This window comes from Propionispora vibrioides (assembly GCF_900110485.1).
Taxonomy (GTDB): domain Bacteria; phylum Bacillota; class Negativicutes; order Propionisporales; family Propionisporaceae; genus Propionispora; species Propionispora vibrioides.
Window position 1 is genome coordinate 60944 of the sequence record NZ_FODY01000020.1, and the last position, 26483, is coordinate 87426.

The 26483-nt window shown below is 50.3% G+C and carries 31 protein-coding genes and 1 riboswitch; of the genes, 26 read left to right on the forward strand and 5 right to left on the reverse strand.

From position 1 onward, the window contains the following. Positions 1 to 60 precede the first annotated feature (60 nt). From BMW43_RS14855 to BMW43_RS14930, 16 genes are all read left to right on the forward strand, one after another. Positions 61 to 1320, forward strand: a complete 1260-nt coding sequence (locus tag BMW43_RS14855) for a nitrogenase component 1 (protein ID WP_091749239.1) — start codon at positions 61 to 63, stop codon at positions 1318 to 1320. Between the two features lie 24 nt (positions 1321 to 1344). Further along, positions 1345 to 1971: a MotA/TolQ/ExbB proton channel family protein gene (locus tag BMW43_RS14860; protein ID WP_091749242.1), complete on the forward strand. Its 627-nt coding sequence runs from the start codon at positions 1345 to 1347 to the stop codon at positions 1969 to 1971. Beyond that, positions 1958 to 2377: an ExbD/TolR family protein gene (locus BMW43_RS14865; RefSeq protein ID WP_091749245.1), complete on the forward strand. Its 420-nt coding sequence runs from the start codon at positions 1958 to 1960 to the stop codon at positions 2375 to 2377. Before BMW43_RS14860 ends, BMW43_RS14865 begins: the two co-directional genes overlap by 14 nt. A gap of 5 nt (positions 2378 to 2382) precedes the next feature. Then, positions 2383 to 3132 (forward strand): energy transducer TonB, encoded by a 750-nt coding sequence (locus BMW43_RS14870; protein WP_143050630.1) that lies wholly within the window; start codon positions 2383 to 2385, stop codon positions 3130 to 3132. Between the two features lie 80 nt (positions 3133 to 3212). Beyond that, positions 3213 to 3743, forward strand: coding sequence for a cob(I)yrinic acid a,c-diamide adenosyltransferase (gene cobO / locus BMW43_RS14875; RefSeq protein ID WP_091749323.1), 531 nt, complete (start codon positions 3213 to 3215; stop codon positions 3741 to 3743). A 53-nt stretch (positions 3744 to 3796) separates the two neighbouring features. Then, positions 3797 to 3977: riboswitch (cobalamin riboswitch) on the forward strand. Positions 3978 to 4082: 105 nt separating this feature from the next. After that, positions 4083 to 4781 carry a precorrin-2 C(20)-methyltransferase gene (cobI, locus tag BMW43_RS14880; protein ID WP_091749251.1) on the forward strand — a complete coding sequence of 233 codons (699 nt, stop codon included), beginning with the start codon at positions 4083 to 4085 and terminating at the stop codon, positions 4779 to 4781. A 30-nt stretch (positions 4782 to 4811) separates the two neighbouring features. Further along, the gene (locus BMW43_RS14885) at positions 4812 to 5783 is read left to right on the forward strand and encodes an ABC transporter substrate-binding protein (RefSeq protein ID WP_245732504.1); all 972 of its coding nucleotides are present in this window, start codon (positions 4812 to 4814) and stop codon (positions 5781 to 5783) included. Then, positions 5773 to 6801 (forward strand): FecCD family ABC transporter permease, encoded by a 1029-nt coding sequence (locus BMW43_RS14890; RefSeq protein ID WP_091749254.1) that lies wholly within the window; start codon positions 5773 to 5775, stop codon positions 6799 to 6801. The genes BMW43_RS14885 and BMW43_RS14890 overlap by 11 nt, the downstream gene beginning before the upstream one ends. Next, entirely contained in the window at positions 6802 to 7623 is an 822-nt protein-coding gene (locus tag BMW43_RS14895; RefSeq protein ID WP_091749257.1) for an ABC transporter ATP-binding protein, read from the forward strand. It begins immediately after the preceding gene. Beyond that, positions 7620 to 8459, forward strand: a complete 840-nt coding sequence (locus BMW43_RS14900) for an ABC transporter ATP-binding protein (protein WP_091749260.1) — start codon at positions 7620 to 7622, stop codon at positions 8457 to 8459. Before BMW43_RS14895 ends, BMW43_RS14900 begins: the two co-directional genes overlap by 4 nt. Beyond that, the gene (locus tag BMW43_RS14905; protein WP_091749263.1) at positions 8459 to 9199 is read left to right on the forward strand and encodes an ABC transporter permease; all 741 of its coding nucleotides are present in this window, start codon (positions 8459 to 8461) and stop codon (positions 9197 to 9199) included. The genes BMW43_RS14900 and BMW43_RS14905 overlap by 1 nt, the downstream gene beginning before the upstream one ends. A 561-nt stretch (positions 9200 to 9760) precedes the next feature. Then, on the forward strand, positions 9761 to 10354 hold the full coding sequence (gene rpsD, locus BMW43_RS14910) for a 30S ribosomal protein S4 (RefSeq protein WP_091749266.1): 594 nt from the start codon (positions 9761 to 9763) through the stop codon (positions 10352 to 10354). A 39-nt stretch (positions 10355 to 10393) separates the two neighbouring features. Further along, on the forward strand, positions 10394 to 11044 hold the full coding sequence (locus BMW43_RS14915) for a hypothetical protein (RefSeq protein WP_091749269.1): 651 nt from the start codon (positions 10394 to 10396) through the stop codon (positions 11042 to 11044). Between the two features lie 109 nt (positions 11045 to 11153). Then, complete coding sequence (locus tag BMW43_RS14920; protein WP_091749272.1) at positions 11154 to 11420, forward strand: STAS domain-containing protein; 267 nt, start codon at positions 11154 to 11156, stop codon at positions 11418 to 11420. Positions 11421 to 11528: 108 nt separating this feature from the next. Continuing rightward, positions 11529 to 11957, forward strand: coding sequence for a flavodoxin (locus BMW43_RS14925; RefSeq protein WP_091749275.1), 429 nt, complete (start codon positions 11529 to 11531; stop codon positions 11955 to 11957). A gap of 41 nt (positions 11958 to 11998) precedes the next feature. Next, positions 11999 to 12643 carry a DUF3793 family protein gene (locus BMW43_RS14930; protein WP_091749277.1) on the forward strand — a complete coding sequence of 215 codons (645 nt, stop codon included), beginning with the start codon at positions 11999 to 12001 and terminating at the stop codon, positions 12641 to 12643. Between the two features lie 239 nt (positions 12644 to 12882). Here BMW43_RS14930 and BMW43_RS14935 read toward each other — a convergent pair whose 3' ends face one another. From BMW43_RS14935 to BMW43_RS14950, 4 genes are all read right to left on the reverse strand, one after another. Further along, positions 12883 to 13107 (reverse strand): 50S ribosomal protein L9, encoded by a 225-nt coding sequence (locus BMW43_RS14935; protein WP_091749280.1) that lies wholly within the window; start codon positions 13105 to 13107, stop codon positions 12883 to 12885. Between the two features lie 175 nt (positions 13108 to 13282). Continuing rightward, entirely contained in the window at positions 13283 to 15388 is a 2106-nt protein-coding gene (locus BMW43_RS14940) for a heavy metal translocating P-type ATPase (protein WP_091749283.1), read from the reverse strand. Then, on the reverse strand, positions 15388 to 15915 hold the full coding sequence (locus tag BMW43_RS14945; RefSeq protein WP_091749286.1) for an HMA2 domain-containing protein: 528 nt from the start codon (positions 15913 to 15915) through the stop codon (positions 15388 to 15390). Before BMW43_RS14945 ends, BMW43_RS14940 begins: the two co-directional genes overlap by 1 nt. An 8-nt stretch (positions 15916 to 15923) precedes the next feature. Then, a complete protein-coding gene (locus tag BMW43_RS14950; RefSeq protein ID WP_143050631.1) occupies positions 15924 to 16418 on the reverse strand; it encodes an HMA2 domain-containing protein in 495 nt (164 codons plus the stop codon). A gap of 567 nt (positions 16419 to 16985) precedes the next feature. Between BMW43_RS14950 and feoB the strand changes: the two genes are divergently transcribed. From feoB to panD, 10 genes are all read left to right on the forward strand, one after another. Beyond that, positions 16986 to 19361, forward strand: coding sequence for a ferrous iron transport protein B (gene feoB, locus BMW43_RS14955; RefSeq protein ID WP_091749292.1), 2376 nt, complete (start codon positions 16986 to 16988; stop codon positions 19359 to 19361). Between the two features lie 26 nt (positions 19362 to 19387). Then, the gene (locus BMW43_RS20920) at positions 19388 to 19549 is read left to right on the forward strand and encodes a FeoB-associated Cys-rich membrane protein (RefSeq protein ID WP_143050632.1); all 162 of its coding nucleotides are present in this window, start codon (positions 19388 to 19390) and stop codon (positions 19547 to 19549) included. 54 nt (positions 19550 to 19603) lie between these two features. Continuing rightward, a complete protein-coding gene (locus BMW43_RS14960; protein ID WP_143050633.1) occupies positions 19604 to 20665 on the forward strand; it encodes a GGDEF domain-containing protein in 1062 nt (353 codons plus the stop codon). Between the two features lie 19 nt (positions 20666 to 20684). Further along, complete coding sequence (locus BMW43_RS14965) at positions 20685 to 21317, forward strand: HD-GYP domain-containing protein (RefSeq protein WP_091749297.1); 633 nt, start codon at positions 20685 to 20687, stop codon at positions 21315 to 21317. A 70-nt stretch (positions 21318 to 21387) separates the two neighbouring features. After that, positions 21388 to 21696: a DUF2325 domain-containing protein gene (locus BMW43_RS14970; RefSeq protein ID WP_091749300.1), complete on the forward strand. Its 309-nt coding sequence runs from the start codon at positions 21388 to 21390 to the stop codon at positions 21694 to 21696. A 388-nt stretch (positions 21697 to 22084) separates the two neighbouring features. After that, a complete protein-coding gene (locus BMW43_RS14975; RefSeq protein WP_091749303.1) occupies positions 22085 to 22459 on the forward strand; it encodes a YkvA family protein in 375 nt (124 codons plus the stop codon). A 307-nt stretch (positions 22460 to 22766) separates the two neighbouring features. Beyond that, on the forward strand, positions 22767 to 23669 hold the full coding sequence (locus BMW43_RS14980; protein ID WP_091749306.1) for a Rossmann-like and DUF2520 domain-containing protein: 903 nt from the start codon (positions 22767 to 22769) through the stop codon (positions 23667 to 23669). Beyond that, positions 23659 to 24495 (forward strand): 3-methyl-2-oxobutanoate hydroxymethyltransferase, encoded by an 837-nt coding sequence (panB, locus tag BMW43_RS14985; RefSeq protein WP_091749309.1) that lies wholly within the window; start codon positions 23659 to 23661, stop codon positions 24493 to 24495. Before BMW43_RS14980 ends, panB begins: the two co-directional genes overlap by 11 nt. A 14-nt stretch (positions 24496 to 24509) precedes the next feature. Then, complete coding sequence (panC, locus tag BMW43_RS14990; protein WP_091749312.1) at positions 24510 to 25367, forward strand: pantoate--beta-alanine ligase; 858 nt, start codon at positions 24510 to 24512, stop codon at positions 25365 to 25367. Continuing rightward, positions 25358 to 25741 carry an aspartate 1-decarboxylase gene (gene panD, locus BMW43_RS14995; protein ID WP_091749315.1) on the forward strand — a complete coding sequence of 128 codons (384 nt, stop codon included), beginning with the start codon at positions 25358 to 25360 and terminating at the stop codon, positions 25739 to 25741. The genes panC and panD overlap by 10 nt, the downstream gene beginning before the upstream one ends. A 475-nt stretch (positions 25742 to 26216) precedes the next feature. On the opposite strand, the gene BMW43_RS15000 is transcribed toward panD, so the two are convergent. Then, positions 26217 to 26438: a hypothetical protein gene (locus BMW43_RS15000; RefSeq protein WP_245732505.1), complete on the reverse strand. Its 222-nt coding sequence runs from the start codon at positions 26436 to 26438 to the stop codon at positions 26217 to 26219. Positions 26439 to 26483: the final 45 nt, after the last annotated feature.

Here is a 26483-nt window from a genome sequence, read left to right on the forward strand (position 1 = left end):
TGAAGACATTGTACTTTCAGAGTTGGTGGAGTACTAGTATAAAGAAAGCAGGGACTTATTATGAAAGAAAATCAGAGCGTTCCCAGGCAGTTGCCGGAAAAGCTGGCCGGTGCCGTCTCTTTTTTTACCGGGTTTACCGACACGGCTGTGCTGGTCAGTGTAGGTCAGGTAGCTAAAGGTATTTGTTTTATTTACTCAGCACCGGGATGGCACAAAGGGGAACAAGATATTCAAATGGGGCGAAGGAAAGAATTTCTCGCGGTACTGCCGGAAATAAAAGACAGCAGTCAATACGCCGTGCTTTTAACTGATAAACCGGACGAAGCGTTAGCGGACTATCTTAGCGGAGCAGGCATAAACTGCCCAGGGCTCACTTTGCACCAGAACTGGCAGGATGGCGATTTTGCCGAAGGGTATTGTACGGCGGCAGCGGCTTATTTTTCTGCCGTTGAGCTGCGGTCGCGCAGTATGGTCATTCCCTGTTCGCTAAATTTGCTGGGAGTGTCCGACGGGTACTATAACGGGAAAAATGATGTAATCGAGTTAACCCGTATGCTGGAGCTGGCCGGCTATCAAGTGTTGGCCTGTCCCGGTGCCGGCAGTACGCGGCAGGAAGTTGCCGCTATGACGCAGGCCGAAATGAATTTGGTGGTACATCCCGAATTGGGCTTGGCCTTAGCCAAACAATTGCAAACAGAGTATGGCATTCCTTATTTATCGCTGCCGCTCTTGCCCTACGGCGTCGAAGGCTCGCTGGAATGGCTCAGTGCTATTGGCCAGGTTATGTGGATGGGTGAGCGAAGTCATCAGGCAGTCCGGGAGGAAGCCAATGCGGTTTGGCGGACCATGTGCCAACGGGTGAAGCGCTGGGAAAAGAATTGGGGCAGCCTGTATTTTCCGAACGGTCTGATCAGCGCCCCCGGCCTGGTCGGCGGAGCGGTAGCCAGCGCCTTGCGTACCGAATGGTGTACGGTTGGTTCGTTAATGGTGCTGCAGCAAACAGGCAGGGCTAATGTCTGGAAAACCGCTGAGGAACCTTCGCTGGCTTTTTCCGAAGCCTGGCTGGGTGGTCACCTGGATAGACTGGAAAATGGTTTGTTGCTGGCCAGTGGCTATGAAGGCGCTTTGGCGCAGCAGCGCGGCGTCAGCCCGGCCTGCTGCCAAACGATTGCCCGGCCGGTACTTGAGGAAGAAGCACTCCGGCAGCCTTTTATGGGACTAAGGGGAGCCGCTTATTGGGTAAAGAATCTTTGGCAGCAATATATGGACAACTGCGGCGGCCGTTCTTCGACCAGTAAGAAAAAACAATATGTTATGTAGTGAATGAAGAAGGGAGAGGGTGTCATGGAATCTATCAGAGAGAGTCTGCTGCTATTTCAGAAAGGCGGACCGGTTATGTATTTGCTGTTATTGTGCTCTTTGACTGTTATCGGAATCGCTGTGGAGCGATTTTTGTTCTACCGGGCGGTAGCGAATAAGCCGGAACGGTTTACCCGGGACTTTCAAAGAGTGCTGCAAACGGGCGATGTGAGTGATGCCCTCCGTTTATGCCGGGAAAATGGCGGCTTTGTAGCCCGGCTGGCCGAAAAAGGATTACAGTGCGAGCAAGGTAAAAGCCGGCATTTGGAAAGCGTTTTGGAAGGAGAGGCTTCCTTGCTGGCCAATCAACTGCGCAAGCATTTGCGCCATTTGGATACCATTGTGACGATCGCGCCACTATTGGGCTTGCTGGGGACAGTAATCGGCATGATCGGTTCGTTTAGCGTTCTTAACATTAAGGCCGGGCAGCCGCTGGCCATTACCGGCGGGGTAGGCGAGGCCCTGGTTGCCACGGCTACCGGGCTTTGTGTAGCTACTGTGGCGATGCTGGCTTATAGTTATTTTAACCACCGCCTGGATGGGATCGCGACGGCCATGGAAGAGGTTTGTCTGCTGGTGCTGGAAAGGAACCGGGATTATGAAGCTTCGTAATCTTCGCAACGAAAGCCAGCCCAAGTTGATGATTATCCCTATGATCGATATTATCTTTTTTCTTTTGGTGTTTTTTATGATGAGCACCTTATATATGGTCGAACGGCGCAGTTTGCCTGTCGCTTTGCCGCAGGCGGCAACGGCCGCGGCTGATACCGGCGAGAAGGTGATTGTAACCGTAACTGAAAATGGACAGATTCAGTTTGGTGAAGAGGTGATCCCGATGGAATTGCTGCAGCGGCGGACAAAACAGGAAATCGTTCGCCGGCAGGGCAATATGGTTATTTTATTGCAGGCTGACCGAAATCTACCCTATGGCCAAGTGGTCGCTGTTTTGGATATGCTGAAAAGTGCCGGGGCGCAGCGAGTGGTGGTGGCTGTGGAAAAAGCCGGAGCAGGGGGATGAGGCCAGTGCTTACATTAACCCGGGGCCGGAAGGCAGCGCTTGCGTCTTTGCTGTTCCATGGCCTGGTGTTTGCTGTGTTTAGCTGGCTGTTTCCTCTGACGCAGGCAAAGGAAGCTGAACCGGAGCCTTATCTGGAATTGGAACTGGCTGAGGAAGGCGGCGGTGGCGGAGGTATGGCTCTGGGGTCTCTGGAGCAAATGGCCGATAGCGATGAGTTTTCGCCGGACGAAGGCCGTGTCAGCGAAGCCTATCAAGCCGATTTATCTAACCCATCACCGCGAAGAGTGACGAGAGAGGTTCGTCCGACGGACGGAGTGAGCGGCAGCCAGGGGGATTCCACCGGTTATACCAGTGGCAGTGGAACTGGTGGCGATAGCGGAACTGGCACAGGGGCCGGCCAGGGCAGTGGATCGGGCAGCGGTGCAGGCAGCAGCAGCGGTGCAGGTCAGGGCTCCGGTTCTGCCCCGCCGGGAGGGATTATTCCACCCAGCATCATTTTTTCACCCGAGCCGCCCTATCCAATGGCAGCTCGCGAGGAAGGACGGCAAGGCACAGTGAAGGTACGGATTCAAATTTTAACCGATGGTTTGCCGGGAACGGTAGAAGTGGCGGTTTCCAGCGGCTACACCGATTTAGATGCGGCGGCAGTGGCCGGGGTGAAAAGATGGCGCTTTACTCCAGCCAAGTATCGCAGCACCGGACAGGCGTTTGTGAGTTACTCAACGCGGGACGTCATATTTAATTTGCGCAAATAAAGTTACACCCGGATTCAGTTATATTCTGTGCTATAATGAAAAAGTAAGTGCTGAAAACAAGTTGAGGTAACAGTATGAATATGAACAACAAGGGTTTGGTTATTGTGCATACAGGGAATGGCAAGGGCAAGACGACAGCCGCCTTAGGGATGGCGCTGCGGGCCTGGGGACAGGGAATGCGGGTACTCATCCTGCAGTTCATTAAGGGCGGCTGGGAGTATGGCGAACTAAAGGCGGCGGAAAAGCTGGGTCCTAATCTGGTAATTCGGCAAATGGGCGAGGGCTTTGTCCGGGGCGCGTCGGAAAGCATGCTGGAAGAACATAAGCTGGCGGCGGCTGAAGCTTTGCAGGCGGCAGGCGAGGAATTGGCTTCCGGTCGATGGGATATGGTGATCTTGGACGAGATTAACTATGCCATCGGTATGGAGCTGATCAGCGAAGAAGAAGCTCTGCAACTGATTTCTCATAAACCGGACATGGTGCACGTAGTACTGACTGGACGCAATGCCCGGCCGAAAATTATCGAAACAGCCGATTTGGTTACCGAAATGAAAGAAATTAAGCATCCTTACAAGGCGGGCATCAGGGCGCAAAAAGGGGTGGAGTTTTAGCCGGTTCGATTGACCTATTCCCAAGAAATATGTTACTATAAAGTTGCTTGCAACTACATACCGATGAAACAGGTGCCCGTGCGGCTTAATAGGGAAGTCCGGTTTTATTCCGGCGCGGTCCCGCCACTGTAATGGGGAGCAACCTCAAAATATGCCACTGGAACGAGAGTTCTGGGAAGGTTTGAGGGAGCGATGAACCAGAGCCAGGAGAACTGCCTGTTTGACAGTCACCGTTTTTACCTACGAGCGATGGGGAAGGGGATTATACACGAGATGTGCGTGTTCCCGGCTGATTTTAGGCCGGTTTTTATTTTTTAACAAAGAAAGCAGGAGATAGGCATGGCAGGTATATTTTATGGTATTGGCGTGGGCCCGGGAGATCCTGAACTACTAACTTTAAAGGCAGTTTCTGTCATCCGGGAGGCAGATGTCATTATTGCGCCGAAGACGGAAAAAAAAGAGGACAGTGTGGCCCTTTCCATCGCCGCCCCGTATGTAAAAGAGAATGTGCAAATTGTAAAACTGGTATTTCCGATGGTATCGGACAGTGATACCCTGTCTGAAGCGTGGGAGTACAACAAAAATGTGATTGTCGATTTGTTGAAAGCCGGAAAAAAAGTGATTTTTCTTACCTTGGGTGATCCGATGTTTTATAGTACTTATATTTATGTGTTCCGCTTGCTGGAGAATTGTGGCTATCCGATTGAGACTATACCCGGCGTGCCGGCCTTTTGCGCTATCGGTAGCAAACTGGGTTATCCGCTGGTGGAAGGCAATGATATCTTAAGCATTATTCCGGCAACGGCTTCGCCGGAGAAGGTGGACAAGGCTTTGTCCATAACGGATAATGTGGTGCTTATGAAAGTATATAAGAATGTAAACGACATAGTTGATAAACTGCACAAATATAATTTATCCGGCCAGGCGGTGATGATCAGCCGCTGTGGTTTGCCGGAGGAAGAGGTTGTTTGTGATCTGGACAGCCTGAAGGGCAGAAAGATAAACTATCTGTCCACCATCCTGTCGCGCCGGGGGTAAGCGGCCCCAACAATAAGAGAGGTGTTTACATTGAAAACGAGAATGTCTGTTTGGCGGATGTTTATAGTATTTATTCTGTTGGCAGTAATGCTGGCCGGCTGTGGCAAAGCGCCGGCGGCTAGTCAGGACAGTTCCGGCGGTAAAGCTTTTCTGACCATCAAGGACGATAGCGGCCGGGACGTAGTGCTGGAGCATAAACCGGAAAAAATTGTGGTGCTGTCACCTTCTTTTCTTGATGTATTGTATGCCGTAGGCGGCAAGGCTGTGGGACGGCCCAGTTCCAAGAATGGGGACATTCCGGCCGCTGCCCAGCAGGTAACCGAAGTAGGTTATGTCTATAATATCAACATGGAACAGGTTGCGGCTTTGCAGCCCGATTTGGTCATTGCTTATCAGGGCATTCACGAAAAACTTATTCCCCTGTTGGAAAGCAATCATATTCCTTATATCATGGTAAGATTGAAAACCTATCAGGATATTCTGGACAAGCTGAAATTATTCGGCGCTATTGCCGGAACGCCGCAAAAGGGCGAAGAAGTGGCCGCTCAAATGGATGGGCGGGTACAAAAGCTGCTGAGCAGCCTGCCCAAGCAGCCGGTTAAGGTGGCTATTTTGCATACCACCGCCAAATCGGTTACGGTGGAACTGGAAAATAGTATTGCCGGTAACGTGGCTAAGGAACTCAAACTAACCAATATTGCAGCCGGAACGATGGCGGGAGCCGACCCCGATTCTGCTCCGTTTAGTCTGGAAAAGTTGGTGGAAGCCAATCCTGATATGATCATGGTGACCACCATGGGTCAAACGGCAGAAATTGAAAAAAGAATGCGCGCCGATGTAGAGAGCAATCCGGCTTGGGCAGGCCTGACAGCGGTTAAACAACATAAAGTGTATTATTTACCCCAGGAACTATTCCTGTTGCATCCGGGCCTTAAATATCCGGAAGCCATTGAGTATATGGCAAAACTTGCTTATCCAGGGGCGGTACAGAATGGGCAGTAGAGAAGCCATTTCTCTAGATAAAGACGAGCGATTTAACAGGTCCAGGCAAGCCAAGCGTTTTTTTCTGCTTGGCTTGTTGGTCGTTATTGCCCTTGGCGGGGCTTTGCTCAGCATTGTGAAGGGGGCCGTATACATCAGCCCGGCGGAGGTATGGCGTACGCTTGTCAATCAGGGCACGGACGCTTACAGTCAGGTTATTTGGAATATCCGGCTGCCCCGCACCATTGTGGGAGCTTTGGTAGGTTGCAATCTGGCGGTGGCAGGGGCAATTTTGCAGGCCGTCATGCGCAATCCGCTGGCTGATCCTCATATTATCGGGATTTCCGCCGGTGCCGGGCTGGCCGGAGTGGCCGTGATGATTCTCTATCCCGAACTGGAAGCGCTGATTACGCCGGGCGCCTTTATCGGGGCCATGCTGGCTGCCGCCGCCATCTACAGTCTGGCCTGGAAGGGCGGTATCCGGCCGGTGCGGATGATTTTAGCCGGGGTGGCGGTATCCGCCTTTTTAGGGTCCGGTATTTCCGCCTTGATGATTTTCTACAGTGACCGGGTACATGGGGCGCTTATGTGGATGGTAGGCGGCTTATCAGCCCGCAGTTGGCCCCATGTGGCCGTTATCTGGCCTTATACGGTGTTAGGCGGTTTGTTGGCCTATCTGGGGGCTGCACGGCTGAATCTGCTGCAGTTGGGCGACGATACGGCCCGTGGTTTGGGGCTGGATGTGGAAATGACCCGCACTGTCATGACGGCGGTAGCCGCTCTGCTGGCTGCCAGCGCCGTCAGTGTGGCCGGCTTGCTCGGCTTTGTCGGCCTCATCGTACCGCATGCGGCCAGGCTGCTGATCGGCTCGGATTACCGCTTTTTACTGCCCGCATCGGCTTTATTGGGTATGGGGGTGGTTATGCTGAGCGATACCCTGGCCCGGATCATGCTGGCGCCGGTTGAACTTCCGGTGGGCATTATCATGGCTTTCGCCGGCGCTCCCTTTTTTCTTTACCTGTTAAGGAGGGAAATGTAGATGGGCATATTGGCCGCCGATGCCGTCACAGTGCGGCTTGGTGCGAAAGATATATTAAAACAGGTCAGTGTCACGCTGCCGGCCGGTAAGGTGACCGCTATCATCGGACCTAACGGTTCTGGCAAAAGCACGCTGCTCAAGGCATTTTCCAAGAATCTGCCCCTGACTCAGGGGGCAATATATTTTAAAGGCAGGGATATTGCCGCCCTGTCCCATGGCGAGCTGGCCCGCAGTCTGGCCATATTGCCGCAGTCACCCCAGTCACCGCCGGATATTACTGTCCGGGATCTGGTGGAGCATGGCCGTTTTCCGCATCGGCGCTGGTGGCAGGGCGGCTCGGCTGAGGACAGGTCGGTTGTGGAGCAGTCGCTGGCGGAAACAGGGATGATGATGTTTGCCGACCGGCTGCTTAGTACCTTGTCCGGCGGTGAGCGCCAGCGCGCCTGGATTGCCATGGCCCTGGCCCAGCGACCGGAGGTGCTGCTCCTGGATGAGCCGACCACTTACCTGGATATTTGCCATCAGATTGAGGTGCTGGAACTGGTGGCGGGCTTGAATCAAAATATTGATATGACGGTTGTTATGGTCCTGCACGATATCAACCAGGCTGTACGGTACGCCGACTTTGCCGTTGTGCTGCAAGAAGGACAGATTGTGAGCGCCGGGCCGGCGGCAGCAACGGTCACGGCCGGCGTGCTGCGGGAAGTGTTCCAGGTGGAAGCCGAAGTTCTGCAGGACACCGGGCGGCGCCCCTTATTTGTTATGCAGGGCGTGTCAAAACAGAAAGAGGCTGGGGAAAGTAAGGTGGACACAACTACATGATAGAACTGAAAGAACTGGTCAAGCGGTTCGGCGACCGGACGGTCATCGACCGCCTGACCATTACCATTCAAAGAGGAGAGACTTTTGGTCTCTTAGGCCCCAACGGTGCGGGAAAGACGACGACCATCCGCATTTTAACCATGCTGACCAAGGCTACCGCCGGAAGCGTACGGATTGCCGGCTTTACCCTGCCGGAGGATGAACAAAAAATAAAGTCGCTGATCGGTGTGGTACCACAGTTTTTCAATTTGGACAACGAGCTTACGGCCGAGGAAAATCTTGAACTGCACGGCAGATTACACCATATGGACAAGGCTGAACGTCGGCAAAGGATTACAAGCCTGCTGGAATATGTGGAGCTGGACGATCGGGCCAAGGATCCGGTCGGTAAATTTTCCGGCGGGATGAAGCGGCGTCTGATGATCGCCCGGGCCTTGCTGCACCGGCCGCAGGTACTGTTTTTGGATGAACCGACAGTAGGTCTGGACCCGCAGGTAAGGCGCCGGTTATGGGATTTAATCCGTCGGATGAACGAAGAGGGAATTACCGTGCTGCTGACCACCCATTATATTGAGGAGGCCGAGCATTTATGCAGCCGGGTAGCTATTGTCGATAAAGGTAAGCTCATTGCTCTGGATAGTCCCAAAGAACTGTGCCACCGGGTTGGGCAGTTTGTTGTGGAATGGACGGAAGCCGATGCGCTGCGAACACAGTTTTTTGCCAGTCGTGAAGCGGCGGCCCAGTTCGTCGGGAACTTGTCCTGTGTGGCGGCCATCCGGCATTCTAATCTGGAGGATGTGTTCGTTGAGCTGACCGGAAGGAAGGTGACCGGCTGATGTTTGTCGATATTTGGACGGTATTTTGGCGTGACTGGATTGTATTGCGGCGGCGTCTGGGCCGTTACATTTTTGCCCGGATGATATCGCCCATGCTGTATTTAGTTGCCTTCGGCTGGGGAGTAGGGCGTAATATTCCGGTTGGGCAAACCAATTATCTTGATTATATCGTACCGGGCATTATTGCCTTAAACTCTATGACGATCAGTTTCAATGCGGTCGGTTCGCCACTCAATATGAGCCGGCTGTATCATAAGACGCTGGAAGAATATCTGATTGCGCCGATCGGAGCAGCTTCGTTTGTAACGGGGAAAATCCTGTCCGGCGTGTTGCGTGGCCTGATCTCCTCGCTGGTGATTATTCTTTTGTCGTATGTATTTGGGGCTAAGTTTGCCATAAGCGGTTGGTTCCTTTTTGTGCTGGTATTGAACTGTGCGCTGTTTGCCGCGCTCGGTTTCGTGGCGGCCATGTTGCTTAATTCTCATGAGGATATGAGCAACTTCGGAACCTATGTGCTGTTGCCCATGTCGTTTCTCTGTGCTACCTTTTTTTCGACCGCTCATTTCCCGGACTGGATTCGCTGGCTGATTGAGCTGTTGCCGCTGACTCACACCAGCCAGGCTTTGCGCGGTATTGCCGGTGGACATGCTATTGCCTGGGAATCGCTGTTGGTATTGATCTTCTATTTTCTGTTGTTTTTTGGGGTTAGTGTGTGGCAGATCAGGAAATTCAGAGAATAGATTATGCAGATAAAAATTATGGGGACTTTTTCGTAAGGCAAGGCCGCAGCTCCCGACGAACACAGGTAAGCCGGCAGCAATGAGGACTTGTGGAAAAGTATCCTTCGTTTGGATAATTTGCAGGTACGTTCTAATGTTTGTCTACTAATATGAAAGGCCGAAGGTCTGTTTACCGTCCGGTAAGCAGGTCTTCGGCCTTTCATATTTCAGTGATTTCAGAACCTTGCCGGAAATTTTGCACGTCTGGCAGTTTGCCAGAAAGGAATTGACAAGATCGACCATTTATGCTATTATTGATAACGGTTATCATTATCAAATTTGTTATCAACTAACGATATGCATAATGCTAGTGCTAGGTAACCGCTGATTAAATGAATCGGTCAGGCTGGTGAGAGATTTTTTCGTCTGGCAAAGAAGCAAAACCGCGGGAATAGCGGCCCCTATTGCAAGGTTTAGCTGACGCAGCCAGGCGGAAAAAGCTCCGTCGGAACGCGCCGTGTGAATTAATCAGTGGTTACCTAGGGCATAGGCAAGAAATCATAAGGAGTGAGAAAAAAGGCAATGGCCACAAGAAGAGAACCGCGATTTAAACTATGCCGCAAACTGGGTGTCAATATTTACGGTCATCCCAAAGCACTAAGCCGGTTGACAAAGGATGGAGCAAGAAGCCGGAAAAAGACTTCGGAATATGGATTGCAGTTATTGGAAAAACAAAAGTTAAAGGCTTATTATGGTTTGCTGGAAAAACAGTTTTCCCGCTATGTGGAAAAAGCGAAAAAGGGAAAAGACATTACCGGTGTCGCTTTGCTGCGGCTCTTGGAGACCAGATTGGATAATCTGGTGTACCGGATCGGCTTTGCCAATTCGATACGGCAAGCCCGGCAAATGGTTACCCATGGACATATTACACTGAACGGCAGCAAGGTTAATATTCCGTCCTGCCATGTTAAGATCGGTGACTGCATTGCCTTACGGGAAAAGTCACGGGAAAATGAGATGTTTACCGGCAATTTTCTGGAACTGAAATCTTTTGACGTTCCTTATATCCAAAAGGACTTTACTGCATTTAGCGGAACGTTGACCCGCCTGCCTGAACGGGAAGAAATTCCTATCGAAGTCAATGAAATCCTGGTCGTTGAGTTTTACTCGAAATAAGCCGGGAATCCCCCGCTTGTTTTCAAAGGAGGTTGACTTATGTGCAAATATGACAGTCATCACTTTTGGGAAGGAGCTCTGGCTCAAAAGAGAGATCTTTGGCAGAGTAATGTCGGTAGCTTGGACTCAGCCGATGCGGCTGTTTTTATTAACACAACCATCCTTGACTATGGGAGAAACCGGCTGGACAATAACTGGGCCTGTTATTCCGATGTAAAGTCGTTGCTCGGTTTTGTTCAGTATGTCTATCTGCCGCTGGCTTTTTATTATGTGATGCATCAGAATGAGGAAGAACTGCTGATTCCCATGTGTTCAACGCAGGAACTGGTGGAGCAGATTCGCCAGTCCGGTTCGGCTCATGCGGCGGTAATGGAAAGAACGCTGGATACCCTAAGCCTGTTGTGGGAGTTGGATGATGAAAGCTGCCTGACTGAACTGCGGCGGTTTTGCATTGGCCATAATGAGTATTGGGAGCAAACTGGCGTAATTCTGCATATCGGCATTTATGCCGATACTTATGAAATTGCCCGGGATATTATGGCGATCAGCGAATTTCCGGAAGTGGTGGAAGAGGACATTGGACTAACCGGTGAGCAATTGCTGACCATGTGCCGCCACTTTTACGAAGATGCTCTAATGCGCCGTAATTTTGTGAAAATATTAAACAACCGGATTGGCTGCCTTATCTAAAAAAATAGGTACTGTTTGTCTGGTTGTGTCAGGCGGGAAGGTCTTGCTTTTTATAGTGATAATGATTATCGTTATAAAAACTGTTCAATAATGGTCAGGAGGGAAGCGGATGTCGATTTGGAGTAAGGCTGATTTTCAGCAAGTAAGAATAACGATACAGGGCGATGTCCTGGCGGAGCATCTGGAACTGTTAAAGAACTACCTTTTAGACAGGCTGCACTATGGCTACCGGCGTATTTTTTTGGATATGAATGCCGTGCAGTCTTTTCATCCGGCCTTGATCCAGTTGTTGGTCTATATCCGGCGTCAGTTTGATAAACAGGGCGGTAAACTTTCCATTGAATACCGTGACGGCATAATTGGGGAGTGGAATTAGTGCCTTGTCAGCCTTGAAAAGGTAGAAGCATGGCAGATAAGGTACTGGCCAAAAGAGTTATCGTGAAAAGAGTACATAAAAATAAGAATACTTAAGGAGGCGTTTCTGATGAAGCAAGTTACAGTCGTTTACTGGAGTGGAACAGGCAATACCGAATTGATGGCGAAAGCGGTCGCCGAAGGAGCGAAAAGTGCAGGCGCTACCGTGAAGCTGCTTTCGGTGGAGGATGCGTCGCCGGAAGAAGTGTTGGCTGCTGATGCCATCGCATTAGGTTGCCCGGCGATGGGTGACGAGGTGCTGGAGGAAAGCTTCATGGATCCCTTTGTGGAGGCGTTGGAAGGCCAGGGGATTGAGGGGGCTGCACTGGCTCTCTTCGGCTCTTATGACTGGGGTGATGGCCGTTGGATGCGGGAATGGGAAGAGCGGATCACGGAGCATAAGGCCAAAGTCGTGGGAACGTTAATTATTCATAATACGCCGGACGAAGAAGGTTTGGCCGAGTGCCGGACCCTGGGCGAAAAGCTGGCCGCTCAGTAAATTGCTTTCCAATCAATAAGAATCAGGGATAGGAGAAGGTTATGATGCCGCAAAATGTAATGCAAGAGGAGACAACTGCCATAGCCGGGCAAAACCAGCCTAAAAAAGACCGGTTCTTGCGCTGGCTGGCAGTTGAACTGGCACCCACTTTGTGTGGCAGTAAGCCGTCGACCATTTTATCACTGATTAATACAAAATCACAGCAAGCTCTTTCGCTTTGGCGGGAATATGGCAAAGCCGTTTTTTGTGATGCCGGAGTTCGGACGTTATCGTTGCGCAGCTTTGCCGATAGGGAATGCGTGCTGTTCTATCGGCCCGATACGTTGCTGTGGTGCATAAACCGGCCTGCTTACCGGGCCTTTCTGGAAAACCTGGGCTATCCCGTAGAGCAGGGCAGTGAGGCTTGTCTGGCGGTGCTTAAAGCGCGTTTTCACCAGTGCTGTCCGCATGAAATCGGGGTTTTTTTGGGGATTCCCCTTAAAGATGTGTTGGGCTTTATGGGGATGATCTCATTAAGAGAAACCTGCCGCCGGGATTGGTGCATTTATGGCAATCCGGAGGAATCGATTGCTGTTATTGAACGCTTTGCCCAGGATCGGACCCATGTGGAGCGGCTGCTGGCGATCGGTTTTTGTCCGGTGGAGATTATCTGCCGGGGAAAAGAGCGTTTGTCCTATACGGCATAATGGCAAGTATTGCTGCAAGGTCAGCCGGCCCGGAAGGGGCCGGCTGTTTTATATGACCGGAAAGATTAATTCGTCTAGAGCATGTAAAAATTAACGAAGTACGCATAAAAAGCACTACCAGGAGACGTTTCGGACAGGCTGAAAACATGTTCTAAATAAACAGCAAGGCTCTTGTTTTTCTCATAGGAGAAGACAAGAGCCTTGCTGTTTTTATACGTATAAAATAGGAAGTCGTTTGGTTAGCCGTTTACCGCACCTTGCTGTTTTTCAGCAATCAAATCTTCCAGACGTTCTTTTTGCCGCAGTAATTCTTCCAAGGGAGGTTCCGCCGGAACGCTTCCCGGTTGAATGGGCAGCAGAGGAGTAGCACTGCGGGCTGCTTGTTCGCTCATCAGCTTGTAGCCGAAAGCTCCGGCGATGGTGCCAACAACCAGGCCAATCCAAAAATCGCTTCTTGTGAACATTCGTTTCACCCCCTTTCTTAGAACCACTGATTTATTCGCACTGTATGCCTGACGGTGTCAGCAAAACCTTAAAATAGCTAGGCTTTCTTTCAGTTTTACTTCCCTGCCAGATGAAAAAAGCTCCCGTCATGCCGACAGGCTCATAAAAGCAGCGGTTCCTTAAGCACCTGCTTTTTTATTGGGAGTTCTTCTTTGGCAGCAGCAGTCTGGCGCTGTTAAGAACGACGCCAATGGTAGCAGCGTTATGAATCAGGGCGGAAACCATTGGATTAGTACGCCCGACTGCACCGAGCAGCATAGCTGCTGTATTTACGGCAATGGTAGCGGAAAAATTTTGCCGGACAATATCCATAGTCGTTTTGCCAAGTGAGACCACTTCGGAGAGCACCAGGGGATCTTCAGAGTTAATGGTAATGGCGGCGGATTCCACGGCAATATCGGTACGCCGGCCGCCCATAGCTACGCCTACATCGACAAACGCCAAGGCCGGCGCATCGTTGATGCCGTCACCGATCATCAGAACTTGTGACCGGCGTTGCAAACGGGTCACCAATGTGGCCTTATCCTCCGGCAGGACACCGGCATGGTAGGCATCCAAATCCAAGGTGGAAGCTACATGTTTGGCCACTGCCTCGGTATCGCCGGTAATCATCACGACTTCATCGACGCCGCGACGCCGCAACTGATTGATTGTTTTCTTCCAGGTAGGGCGGATGGGATCGCTGACAATGAGCAAGCCCAATAGCTCCTGTTCCCGGGCGACAAAGATCAGATTATAACCGTGGTCGGCTGCGAAATCGTAGTCGAGGGCTGTCATCGTCACGTCGTTTTCCTTCATGAAACGGAGGCTGCCCACTAGTATCTGTCCGCCGCGAAATCCCTTGAAATCAGGGATTTCCGCCCGAATGCCGTGGCCGACAATCGTTTCGGTATGTTTATGAGGCGGTATATCCCAGCCTTTATCGGAAACATATTCTAAGATGGCGGAAGCCAGCGGATGGGCGGAATGATATTCAGCGGAAGCGGCCAGTAACAATAGCTCCTCTTCCGGTACTTGCTCGGCTGTTTGAATGGCAATAACTTGGGGTTTGCCTACCGTAATAGTGCCTGTCTTATCGAGAACGACCGTATCGATACTTGCCAGAGCTTCGATATAGTTGCCGCCCTTAACCAGGACCCCACGGCTGGCTGCCTGTCCAATTGCCGCCGAAATAGCAGTGGCGGTGGAGAGTTTCAGACCGCAGGAAAAGTCAATAAACAGCATATTCAGGACGCGTTGCCAGTCTTTGGTGATACCGTAGACGAGACCGGCGGCAATGAAGGATATTGGCACCAGCATATTAGACATCCGGTCGGCGAAGTTCTGGACCGGAGCCCGGCGTGTCTGCGCCTCCTCAACCATATGGACGATACGGGCCAAAGCGGTATCGTCGCCGACCTTTTCGACCAGTATCATCAGATAACCGTTTTGCAGAACGGTTCCTGCATATACATAATCACCGATAGTTTTTTCAGCCGGGACATATTCACCGGTGATGGAGGATTGATCCACGGCGGCGGCTCCGGCGATAACTTTGCCGTCTACGCATATTTTTTCGCCCAGATGAACGCTGACCCGGTCTCCGGCTTTAATGCTTTCCAGGCTGACTTTGATTTCATGACCATCTGTTTCGGCTTTCCAGACAAACTGCTGGTCCAGATGCAAAAGCTGCGAAATATGCTTACGGGCCCGTTCGGCCGTATAAGTGGTCAGCATCTCAGCAAAATTGGACAGGGAAAGCAAGGTCAAGCTGGATTCCGGTTTGCCGCCAATAATAGAAGCAAAAACAGCCGTTGTAGTCAGCGTGTCGGCGTTCGGCTGGCGATCAACGGCTAAACTACGGATGCCGCTCACAATGAATTTGCGGGCGGCAAACAGGACATAAGCGCTCCGGGCGAGCTGCAATGTGGAAAATAAACCGGGAGAGGCCATACGCAGCAACTGAAAGCCGACTAAGCCGATGCCGGATAATATGGCATCGCGACGATATTCGGCAAATTCCTCGTTCGGGTCATACTGAGGGGCCGGCCGGGGTGTCGGTTTGCTGAGCAGAGCCCGGTTCAGTATTTGCTGCAATTGTTGAACCGGTAACGTGCCGGCATAATGAATGAACAGCTTTCCGGTATGGTCGATATAGGCACTGGCTATGGATGGCAACTGGCGGATGGTTGCCTCCAAGAGGGCCGCATTGCGCCCGGCAAGGCTGCTGCCTAAAGGAACGACCAGAGATTGATAGACCATTAGTTTCGTCCTTTCATTAGAGAATAAGCCCACCAGAGAAGCTGATAGCCTGACGGACGGTAGGTGGCTGTTGCCCAAAGTTTCTGGCTGCCCCAGATAAGGAAAAACATTGCCAGTACGGTCCTGATGTCCAGCGTCTTTTTACTGTGTTCCAGCAGGCTGTGGTTTAAGCGGCGGACCTTGCGGCGAATGGTGTGGCCGACCTGCCCGTAAGCAGACTGCGGGGAAGGCTGCTTTTGCACTTGATCGAGATAAGCTGTTAGCTGGTCAATGATGGAGGAATCACAAGTGTACTCAATCAGAATATTGCCGGTTTCGGCGGTAAACCCGATTTTTTTCAGCCCCGGTATGTAAGGCAAGGCGCGCTGCCAGGTTTGGATAAGCGCGGGATTGTGAAGCAAGGCACTGTGATGGTAACGCCGTCTTCCCGGTAAAGCGTGAAGAAGCTCAAAACCTTTGTCTTTAAGTAAATGGTGTAAACGGCGGCCTGCGGAAATTCCCAGAGCTAAACCAGTGAAATATGTCATAGTTCCAACTACCTCCTGTAATGTGCCAAAGCAAACTGTTCCAATTCCTGCAGAAAGGGGCTGTCAGCCACTTTCTCGGGAGTATATTGCAGCAATATGGAGCCTGTTGCCGTGTTGACTGAAAAGCTGGCGAGCTCCGGAGCAGCCGTTAACAGACGGTTCAGTTCAGCGGCGACAGACTGGCTGTTCAGTAAATGCTTTGAGTAAAGGCGGATTCTGCCGGGAAGATAGTGCTGAACCTGAAGGGATTGAAGAAATTGTGAATGCCGGCTTGTTTGCATATAATTTTTATATTTGTTTAACCAACCCATCATTTCCTGCTCCTTTTTTAACATGCCTGCAAAGTGGTGACGGTGCTGCCAAGTATGGAACAGCGACAGCATGGCAAGACAAGAACCCAATAGGATGTGATAGCGCCTGCTGAACGGCAATGAGGCGAGATTTCCTAACAGGGATAGTAACAGGCCAGCGTTGATTCGCTCCCGTTTGTTACTTAAAAGCACAAAACGGCCCCCTTTATATAAATGATAATGATAATTATTTCGTCCTATTACTTAATTCTATCGGTGTTTGGTATGATTTGTCAATATATGAAAAAGCCTGTCCACACCGAAATTTCCCGGAAATAAAATTCCTGAAAAATTCCGCGGGACAGGCAGCAGTAGAATTGCGTCCTACCAGCAATAATAGTATTCGGTCAAAAACAGCAGGGCAAATAATATGGCCAGCAGCAGTGCATCGCAAAGACAATCGTTTTTTGCCAATAACATAACTAAGGCCTCCTTATATTTATACAATTCATCTGAAAACTTCTTTTGAAATAATTTCACAAGGTAACGCTAAATGACATTTTTAGCAGTATATGTGGGATATTGCATAAGGTGACAGAAAACGGAAAGAAATCGGTTGCCAGGTACAAATAAACGGCAAATCACTCATGAAAATGAAATTATCAAAAAAGTTTTACTTTTTATAGTGTATTGACAGATGCATAAAAATTATATATCATGTACGTGAAAATGATTATCAATATCTTGATTGTTTCTTAATGAAGTGCAGGAGGAGAAAGTGTGGAAAAAGCAAATGTGACTGTGGCTTTGGCCGGTAATCCTAACTGTGGTAAAACCACAATTTTTAATAACATTACCGGATCGCGTCAGCATATCGGGAATTATCCCGGCGTGACAGTAGAACGGCGGGAAGGGGTGCGACGGTTTTTGGACCGGGATTTGGTCATTGTGGATTTGCCCGGTACCTACAGCCTGACTGCCCATGCGTTGGATGAAGTGGTGGCGCGAAACGTTATTATCGATGAAAAACCGGACATTATCTTGAATGTAGTTGATGCATCCAATCTGGAAAGAAACCTGTACCTCACGGCGCAATTGTTGGAATTGGAACGGCCGATGGTTTTGGGCTTAAATATGACCGACGTGGCGCAAAGCATGGGACTGGAAATTCAGGACCAGGTGTTAAGTGAAAAACTGGGCGTAACCGTGGCGCGGACGATTGGTAACCGGAACCAGGGGACAGAAGATCTGCTGAAAGCGGTTGTCGACACAGCGGATGTCAAGCAGGTCCGGAAATTTACTATTCATTACGGCACGCAGATTGAGGAAAAAATCAGTCAGATTATCACGGCATTGGAACCAATTGTGGATGCCAAATACCCGGTTCGCTGGCTGGCGGTTAAACTGCTTGAAAATGATGAAGACATTGTCAATATAGTAAGCAGTGTATCCGGTGGTGTGGCTGTTTGTTCTTCGGTTAAACAAATTAGAGAAGAACTTAAGGGCGTCTTGGGTGACGATCTGGAAATGATCATTGCCGAACAGCGTTACCGTTTTGCCGGAGAGCTATACCGGACGGTTACGAAAGTGAAAGGGTCGAATCAACTGGCTTCTTTCTCTGATAAAATCGATAAAATTCTTACTCATCGACTATTGGGCTTGCCTATCTTTTTCGGTGTCATGTGGTTATTATTTAATTTCGTATTCTGGGTTGGCGGTTATCCACAGGGCTGGATTGAAAACGGTACGGCCTGGCTGGGGCAAGCCGTGGGCAGTCATATGGCGGACGGCGATTTGAAAGCCTTGATCCAGGATGGTATTATCGGTGGCGTAGGCGGTGTTATTACCTTCTTGCCCAATATTTTGTTATTGTTTTTAGGAATTGCTCTTTTGGAAGATACCGGCTATATGACCAGAGCGGCTTTTGTTATGGACCGGGTCATGCGCGGTGTTGGTCTTCACGGTAAGTCCTTCATTCCACTGTTATTAGGCTTTGGTTGCGGCGTACCGGCCATTATGGGGGCCCGTACACTGGAGAATCCGCGGGACCGGATGGTGACCATCCTGATTTCACCGTTGATGAGCTGTAGTGCCCGTTTGCCGGTGTATACACTTTTGATCGGAGCCTTCTTTGCTAAAGACTATGCGGGAACAGTGCTGTTCTCCATCTATATACTGGGGATTGTTCTCGCTGTGGTCATGGGTGTTATTTTCCGCAAGTATCTTTTTGCCGGCGAACGGGAACCTTTTGTTATGGAAATGCCTCCTTACCATATGCCGACCCTCAAAGGGGTTGCCGTTCATATGTGGGAACGCAGTGTACTATATTTGAAAAAAGCGGGTACCATTATTCTGGCTGTTTCAATTATTATCTGGTTTTTAAGCAATTACCCCAGCGAAGTTCCTTACAGCAAGGATTTTGATCAGGCTAAGACACAGGTGGAAGAACAATTTGAGGCGCAAATCGCCGAAACGATTTATCAGCCACTGGGTATTGAAAAATTAGAAGACAATCAGGATCTGGCCGATGCTGTACAGAAGATTGAGGATGTTGAGAAACAAACCGAAGAGGCTACGGCTGAGCTGGAAGAGGGAAGTCCTGAAATGGAAGCTCAGCAGCAGGAAAAAGAAGCTAAACTGGCTGAACTGGAAGCTCAGGTCCCTGATTTGTATCCGGTAGCGAAGCAATACTATGAGTTTGGGCAACAAAAGCAGGAAGAACTGGATAAACTGGACAAAGAACAAACAGGGGAAAAATTGGCCCAAAGTTATGCAGGCCAACTGGGCAAAGCGATTGAACCAGTGATTAAACCGCTGGGCTTTGATTGGAAAATCGGTGTTGGTCTTGTGGCTGGCTTTGCCGCGAAGGAAGTTGTAGTAAGTACGATGGGAACCATCTACAGTGTGGGTGGCGACGATAAGGATGCCGGCGCCCTGCAGGATGCATTGCAGGCCGACCCGACCTTTAATCCGCTGGTGGCTTATGCGCTGATGGTATTTGTCTTGATTTATACGCCTTGTATCGCAGCTCTTTCGGTTATTAAGCGGGAAACTAACTCCTGGAAATGGATGATCTTCAGTGCCGTTTATTCCACAGTCCTGGCTTGGGTTGTGACGTTTGCGGTATATCATATCGGTTTGATGCTGGGGTATTAAGTAGATCAATAAGGGAGGGATTCGTCATGGAGACAATCATTTTGGCGCTTATCGGGTTCGGGGCCGTCGGTTTTGTTGTCCGCAAGATATGGATGACTTTTCAGGGGAAAAGTTCCTGCGGCTGCGGCAGCAGCTCCTGCTCCGGTGAAAGCGCGGACAAAGGTTGTTCTTGTTGTCCCCCAAAATAGTGTGAGTATTCCCGGGCCGCGGCAGGCGGGTGTTGTTCAGGGGAGGCATCCTTCTTGGTAAGCAGACTTCGTTTGATGTTTTTATTGGCAGTGTTAATGCCACAGGCAGTGATGTTTTTTATGACCCATGGCTCGGCGTTGGCGACGAACAGACAGTTCAGTGAGGTGCAGGCTTGCACCTTAGCCGTTGCTTTGCTGCTGGGGTTGTTTTTACCCGGTATAGCCGCCGAGTGGGCTGTTGGCAAAAAGCTGCATCTCATGCGCCAACTGTGCTCGCGGGTTAAACGGGGAGATTACCGGGAATTACTGCCTGTACCCAATGAGTCATCCGAAGGCGACGCTGTGGATCCCGTACTTGCGTTGATGCGGGATATGAACTGGATGGCCCGCCACATTCAAATACGGGAACAGGATATTACACGGATGATTGACGACCTGCGGCAATCCCGGGAAGCAGTGCGTGCGCAGAATCAGTTTCTTACCAATGTGAATGAGGAGCTGTTAGCTGCTCAGGCGGAGCTGCAGGAACGTACTGCTGAATTGGAAGCTGCCTGCCGGCAAATGGAGACAATGGCCATGACCGATCCTTTAACGGCAATCGCTAACCGGCGCTGCTTTTTTGAGCATCTGGAACGGCATTTTGCTGCCAGAATATGCCGGTGCAAGCCGATATCCCTGATGATTTTGGATATTGACAGATTTAAGACAATTAACGATACCTATGGGCATCAAGCCGGCGACAGGATTTTGATGCGGCTGGCCGAAGTCATTCGTGAAAGCAGCCGGGACAAGGACTTGCCGGCCCGGGTGGGCGGTGAGGAATACGCTCTTTTATTACCGGATACCGATTCCCAGGGAGCCATTGCAGTGGCCCGGCGAATCCAAAGCAAACTGGCAGTCAGTCAATTTGCTTTGGATTCCCGGGAACCGGCAACGGTTGTTTCCATAACGGTTTCTATTGGTGTGTGTACCATGGTGACACTCCCTTGCTGGGACAGGGATAAGCTGTATAGTTATGCCGATCAGGCGCTGTATTACTCAAAGAACAATGGACGCAACAGTATATCTTTTTATAATCCTGATACCGAATCAATCGCTGGAGTAAGGCTTAACTAACTGCGAGAAAGGATAACTTATGGGATCGCATTTGATTGCTTTGGATGATTTGCATGAAGTAGTGGAGGCGCTGGCCTTAGCTCTGGATGCGAAAAATTCCTGCATGTGCGGGCACTCGGAACGGGTGGCGGAGTTGGCGCTGTTATTGGCGGCAGAACTTGGCTTTTCACCGGAAGAACAGATGAAAATACATATTGGTGCCCATTTGCATGATATTGGCAAAATCGGCATTCCTGACAGTATATTGAATAAAGAGGGGAAGCTGACCAAGGAAGAGTTTGATCTTATAAGGGAACATCCGGTCATTGGGGACAGCATTGTAGGGCGGATTCAAGCTTTTCGTTCTATTGCCGATATTGTCCGCTATCATCATGAGCGCTATGACGGGAAAGGCTATCCTGACGGGCTGCAAGGGGAGGAAATACCGATTGAAGCCAGGATAGTGGCGGTGGCCGATTCGTTCGACGCCATGACAACCATCCGGACCTACCGGAGGGCGGTTTCGCTGAAGGAGGCACTGGCGGAGATTGTTCGCTGCCGGGCTACACAGTTTGATCCAGTAGTAGTTGATGCCTTGTTGCAACTGGCCGCTGAAAATAAGTTGCATAGCATGTGTTATGAAAGAAATACTAAGATTGCAGTCACAGGGTAAGGCTGCAATTTTTTAAAAACCTTTAATTGAGAATGAATATCAATATTAATTAGAAAAAGGAGAGATTTATATGTCGATTGTTATCGTTGGCGGAGATTATCTGGGAAACATCGAGAAGAACCTGTATGCTATGGGGGTCAAGGAACTGACCCATATTTCGGGGCGTAAGCCGATCGACCGGAACAAGATCAAAATTCCTCAGTCCACTTCTTTCATTTTAGTACTAACCGACTATATTAATCACTGTACAGCTCAGAATGTGAAATGCATCGCCAAGTCCAAGTCGATCCCCATGGTATTTGCCAAACGGTCTTGGAGTTCAGTTGAAGAAAAAATAAAACAACTGGAGACCAGTGGTCCGTCTGCCTTGAAAGCGTAAAAGAATTAGCGGGAATTTTTCCTAAGGCGAAGTGGGGAAGGCGCGCCTATCGGACATAGGTAAACCGGCGACAACGGAGCATGGCGGGGAAAAGACCAGTGAAATCATTATGATTTCAGTGTAAATAGGCCACTAAATAAAGGGGATAATAGAAATAGGAAATACATATAGCTATAGTTAAAAAGAGCCACTGTTGGTCGATGAGACAGTGGTTCTTTTGCATGACGGCTCCTGGTTGCAAAAGAAGGATTTCAGCTCGGATGATGAGAAGTTTGGAGAGGTAGTGGTTCGTCTACTTTGAAGGCGTAAAAGAATTCGCAGGAATTTTATCGTAAGGCGAGGCGGCGCGCCTTGGCGGGAAAAAGGTTAGGATAAGGAGGCAGTGAAAATGGGATATGAACAAGAATATTCTGAGGCATCCTTTTGGAGTAAGGCGCGGCAAACGGCGAAGAAAGCCGGTAAAAAAGTCATCTACAGTGCATTGCTGTTATATTACACAACGCGGCGGCCGGAGACGCCGAGATGGGCAAAAACAGCCATCTATGGCGCGCTGGGTTATTTCGTCTCCGTGATTGACTTCATACCGGATGTGACTCCTTTTGTCGGATATGCCGATGATCTGGGGGTGCTTGCCATAGCCCTTTCCGTTTGCGCGGCCTATGTCAATGAAGAAGTGAGACAAAAAGCGCGGGAAAAACTTTGCGATTGGTTTGGCAAGGAGGCATTGACAGTCGACGGAACGCTCGAAAGGTTCCGCAAATAGGTACTATGTCTTGCATAATAGCTGTCAGTTGTGGTATTATCAAAATGGTTTTATACAGACTGTTCCGGGTGGTATCCTCAGGGAGCTATACTGGCGCAGACTTTTCAATTATTTTTAACAATAAAAAACGATAACCGCTTAGAGCCGCAGGGACTGGGACGGAAAGGTAAGCAAGGGATAAGTATGCCTTTCGGATGGTTCCGAAAGGTTTTTTTGTATGCATAAAACGGTAGCTTCGGCTGTGCAGCAGTCGGTTGAACCGTTTCCAGATCGGTTGGCGTAAGCGGAATGAAGGCGGGAAGAGAGTATGGTAGCAAAAAAGCCCTCCCTTGCGGTGATCGGCGCCGGAAGGGTGGGCAGCGTATTGGCTGCTTATCTAATGGACAGGGGATATCCTCTGGTTGGAGTGGGTAGCCGGACTGAACAATCGGCCGCGCGGCTGGGCAACAGGCTAAAGGTACCGTGGTCGACAAATGGAGCGGAAATAGCCAGTAAAGCTGACCTTGTCATTGTTTGCACACCTGACAGCCAGGTAGAGCCGGTTGTGCAGGCCATAGCAGCAAAACGGGGCTTCTGGGCCGGACAATATGTTTTTCATACCAGCGGAGCACTGTCTTTAACACCGCTGGCCGCCGCAGCCGAAATAGGCGCCTTTACCGGATCGCTGCATCCGTTGCAGTCGTTTACCGATGATCCGGAACAGGAACTGCCGGCCGGGACTTATTTCGCCATTGACGGCGGCAAGGAAGCGGCAAGGCTGGCGGCAAGCCTGGTGATCGAGCTGGAGGGAGTAGGCTTCACGGTTCCGGCCGGCGAGCGGGGCAGATATCACGCGGCGGCTTGTATGGCCTCTAATTATCTGGTATCCCTGCTGCATTGTGCGGCCCGTCTGCTGGACGGTTGCGGCTTAACGGAATGGGAGGCGCTGCAGGCGCTGGCTCCCTTACTCAAGGGAACGCTGGACAATGTGAGCCGCCAAGGGACAGGTCCGGCATTGACCGGGCCGATTCGCCGCGGTGATGCCGCTACGGTGCGCCGACATATGGAGGCACTCCAGGCGGCGGGAGATATAGACAGATTGCTCTTATATCGGGCCTTGGGCCTGTATACCGTACAGATAGCTGAAAGACAGGCAGGTTTTAGTGAGGACGCGAGAAACGAATTAATAACATTGTTGAACAGTAACGGGAGGAATGAAAATGAGCGATAAAAAGATAACAGTAAGCGTGATCCGGGAACGGAAACTGGCGGGACAGGCCGTTTCCATGTTGACAGCCTATGATTACAGTATGGCCGTCACCTTGGACCGGGCCGGTGTTGATATGCTGCTGGTCGGTGACTCGCTGGGCAATGTGGTGCTTGGCTATGACTCTACCCTGCCGGTAACTATGGAGGATATGATCCACCATGGCAAGGCTGTCTGCCGAGGAGCTAAACGGGCTTTGGTTGTCGTCGACATGCCGTTTATGTCCTATCAGGTGACCGTCGAGGCTGCGGTGACTAATGCCGGACGGATTATGAAGGAGACGGGAGCCCAGGCGGTAAAAGTGGAAGGCGGCGAGGAGATGGCCGAGGTTGTCAGTGCCATTGTGCGAGCCGGTATCCCTGTTGTTGCTCATGTCGGCCTTACTCCCCAGTCGGTGCATCAATTGGGCGGTTTTAAGGTCCAGGGGAAAAGCCAGGCCGCCGCGCAAAAGCTGCTCAATGATGCACGGGCACTGGAAAAGGCGGGAGCTTTTGCTCTGGTTATGGAATGCATTCCGGAAGCTCTGGCCCAAAAAGTGACTCAAGCTTTGCAGATTGCGACGATTGGTATTGGCGCCGGTGCCGGTTGTGACGGACAAGTGCTGGTTATCAATGATTTATTGGGAATGTGCTCAGGCTTTACACCGAAGTTTGTCAAGAAATATGCCAATCTGGAGCGAATGATTAGCGAGTCGGTTACGGCCTATATCCGGGAGATTGGAGAAAAACAGTTTCCCGGGCCGGAACACAGTTTCCAGCTCGCTGATGTAGAATTGGAAAAGCTTTATTAATAGGAGTGTGCAGCATGCTTATTATAGAATCAATTGCAGATATGCGACAATTTGTCAGACAGGCCTGGGCGGCCGGCAAGACGGTTGGTCTGGTGCCGACCATGGGAGCCCTGCATGAGGGGCATCTCACGTTGATGCGGCAGGCCTGTGCGGCCTGTGATGTGGTTGTGGCCAGTATCTTTGTCAATCCGACCCAGTTTGGGCCGAATGAGGATTTTGCCGCCTATCCCCGTGATTTGGCCAGTGACAGTGAAAAAGCCGCCGCTGCCGGTGTGGCTGCTATTTTTCACCCGTCGGTGGCGGAAATGTATCCTACAGGTTTCAGCACGTACGTCCGGGTGGAGGGGATTACGGAGAAACTGTGCGGCCGTTCCCGGCCGGGTCATTTCCAGGGAGTGACAACGGTAGTTAATAAATTATTCCATATTGTTCAGCCCGACAAGGCCTTTTTCGGACAGAAGGATGCCCAACAGGTACTGGTGCTGCAGCGAATGGTTCAGGATTTGAATATGGATATTACGTTGGAAGTGGTACCTATTGTCCGGGAGGCGGACGGTTTGGCAAAAAGTTCCCGCAATGTGTACCTATCGGCGGAGGAAAGGCAGGCAGCGCTGGTGCTTTCCCGCAGTCTGGCCAGAGCGCAGCAAGCGGTAGCGGCCGGAGAATGCGATGTAGCGGTATTGAGGGAACTGGTCACAGAAGAAATTGCGGCACAGCCGCTAGCCGCTATCGACTATGTCGAGTTGTATGGCTATCCCGGCCTGGAGGATATTGACAGACTAAGTGGCAGGGCGCTATTGGCCCTGGCTGTTAAAATCGGTAAAACCCGGTTGATTGATAATTGTATTTTGGAGGCTAAGGCATGTTTTTAACATCATTGAAGGCAAAAATTCATTGCGCTACGGTAACGGAAGCTAATTTGCAGTATATGGGAAGCGTTACGATTGACGAGGCGCTGCTGGAAGCAGCCGGGATGTATCCCAATGAAAAGGTGCAAATCGTCAACAATAATAACGGCAGCCGGCTGGAAACCTATATAATCAAGGGTCCCCGGGATTCGGGCGTCATTTGCCTGAATGGCGCAGCAGCCCGTTTGGTACAGCCGGGGGACAAGGTCATTATCATCGCCTACGCCATGATGAGTGAGGCTGAATTTCATAGTTTCTCACCTGCTGTGGTTATGGTAGATGGCAATAACCGGCTTGTGGAGGTTCGCCACGGAGAAGTTCACGGGACTACCGGCTGACGTGGTTTTTGACAAATATCCGGTTTTCCTATGGAAAAAGGAATTGACGGAACGCCTAAAGTATATTATGATTTACTCATATATTTTGACTGTATATCACGCTGACTTTGTAGCTAAAGAGGCGTTTATTGTGGTAGGATAGGAAAAACTGAATCATACAGGCCGATTGGATAACCAAAGGCTAAAGAATGTTTTTTAAGCATTCTTTAGCCTTTTTTATTTTTGTCGATATGAACATAGGTAAGTCGACAACAGCGAGACCTTATGAAAAAAGGTCCGTAAAGGAATTGTAATTTCAAAGTTGGTGGACCACAGCAGGTCAGAACAAAAAAGTCCATCGGTAATATGTCAAGAGATTAAAAACGGATAACCCCTAGAAAGACTGCTGATGGATACCAAAAAATCGAAAAAGGAGGACTACCACCTAAGCCCCAGCTTTAATTTCAAAAAAACGGGGCGGCGATCAACGGTACGGTTAGGCCGTAACCGAAGGGATATACAGACGGTTGTCCTTCAGCAGCCGGAAGACCAACCGGACCAATTTTCTGGCAGTGAGGGCGAGCGCGCGTTTGTGCTGGTACTTGTTGACCTCTTTGTATTTAAGGTCATAGTAGCGCCGATGCTCCGTGTCGCAACGCACGAGGGACTTGGCAGCTTCACACAAGTAATATTTGAGAAAGCGATTGCCGGATCGGATGAGGCGGGTGTTCTGAGCCTCAAATTGACCGGACTGATGTTGGGA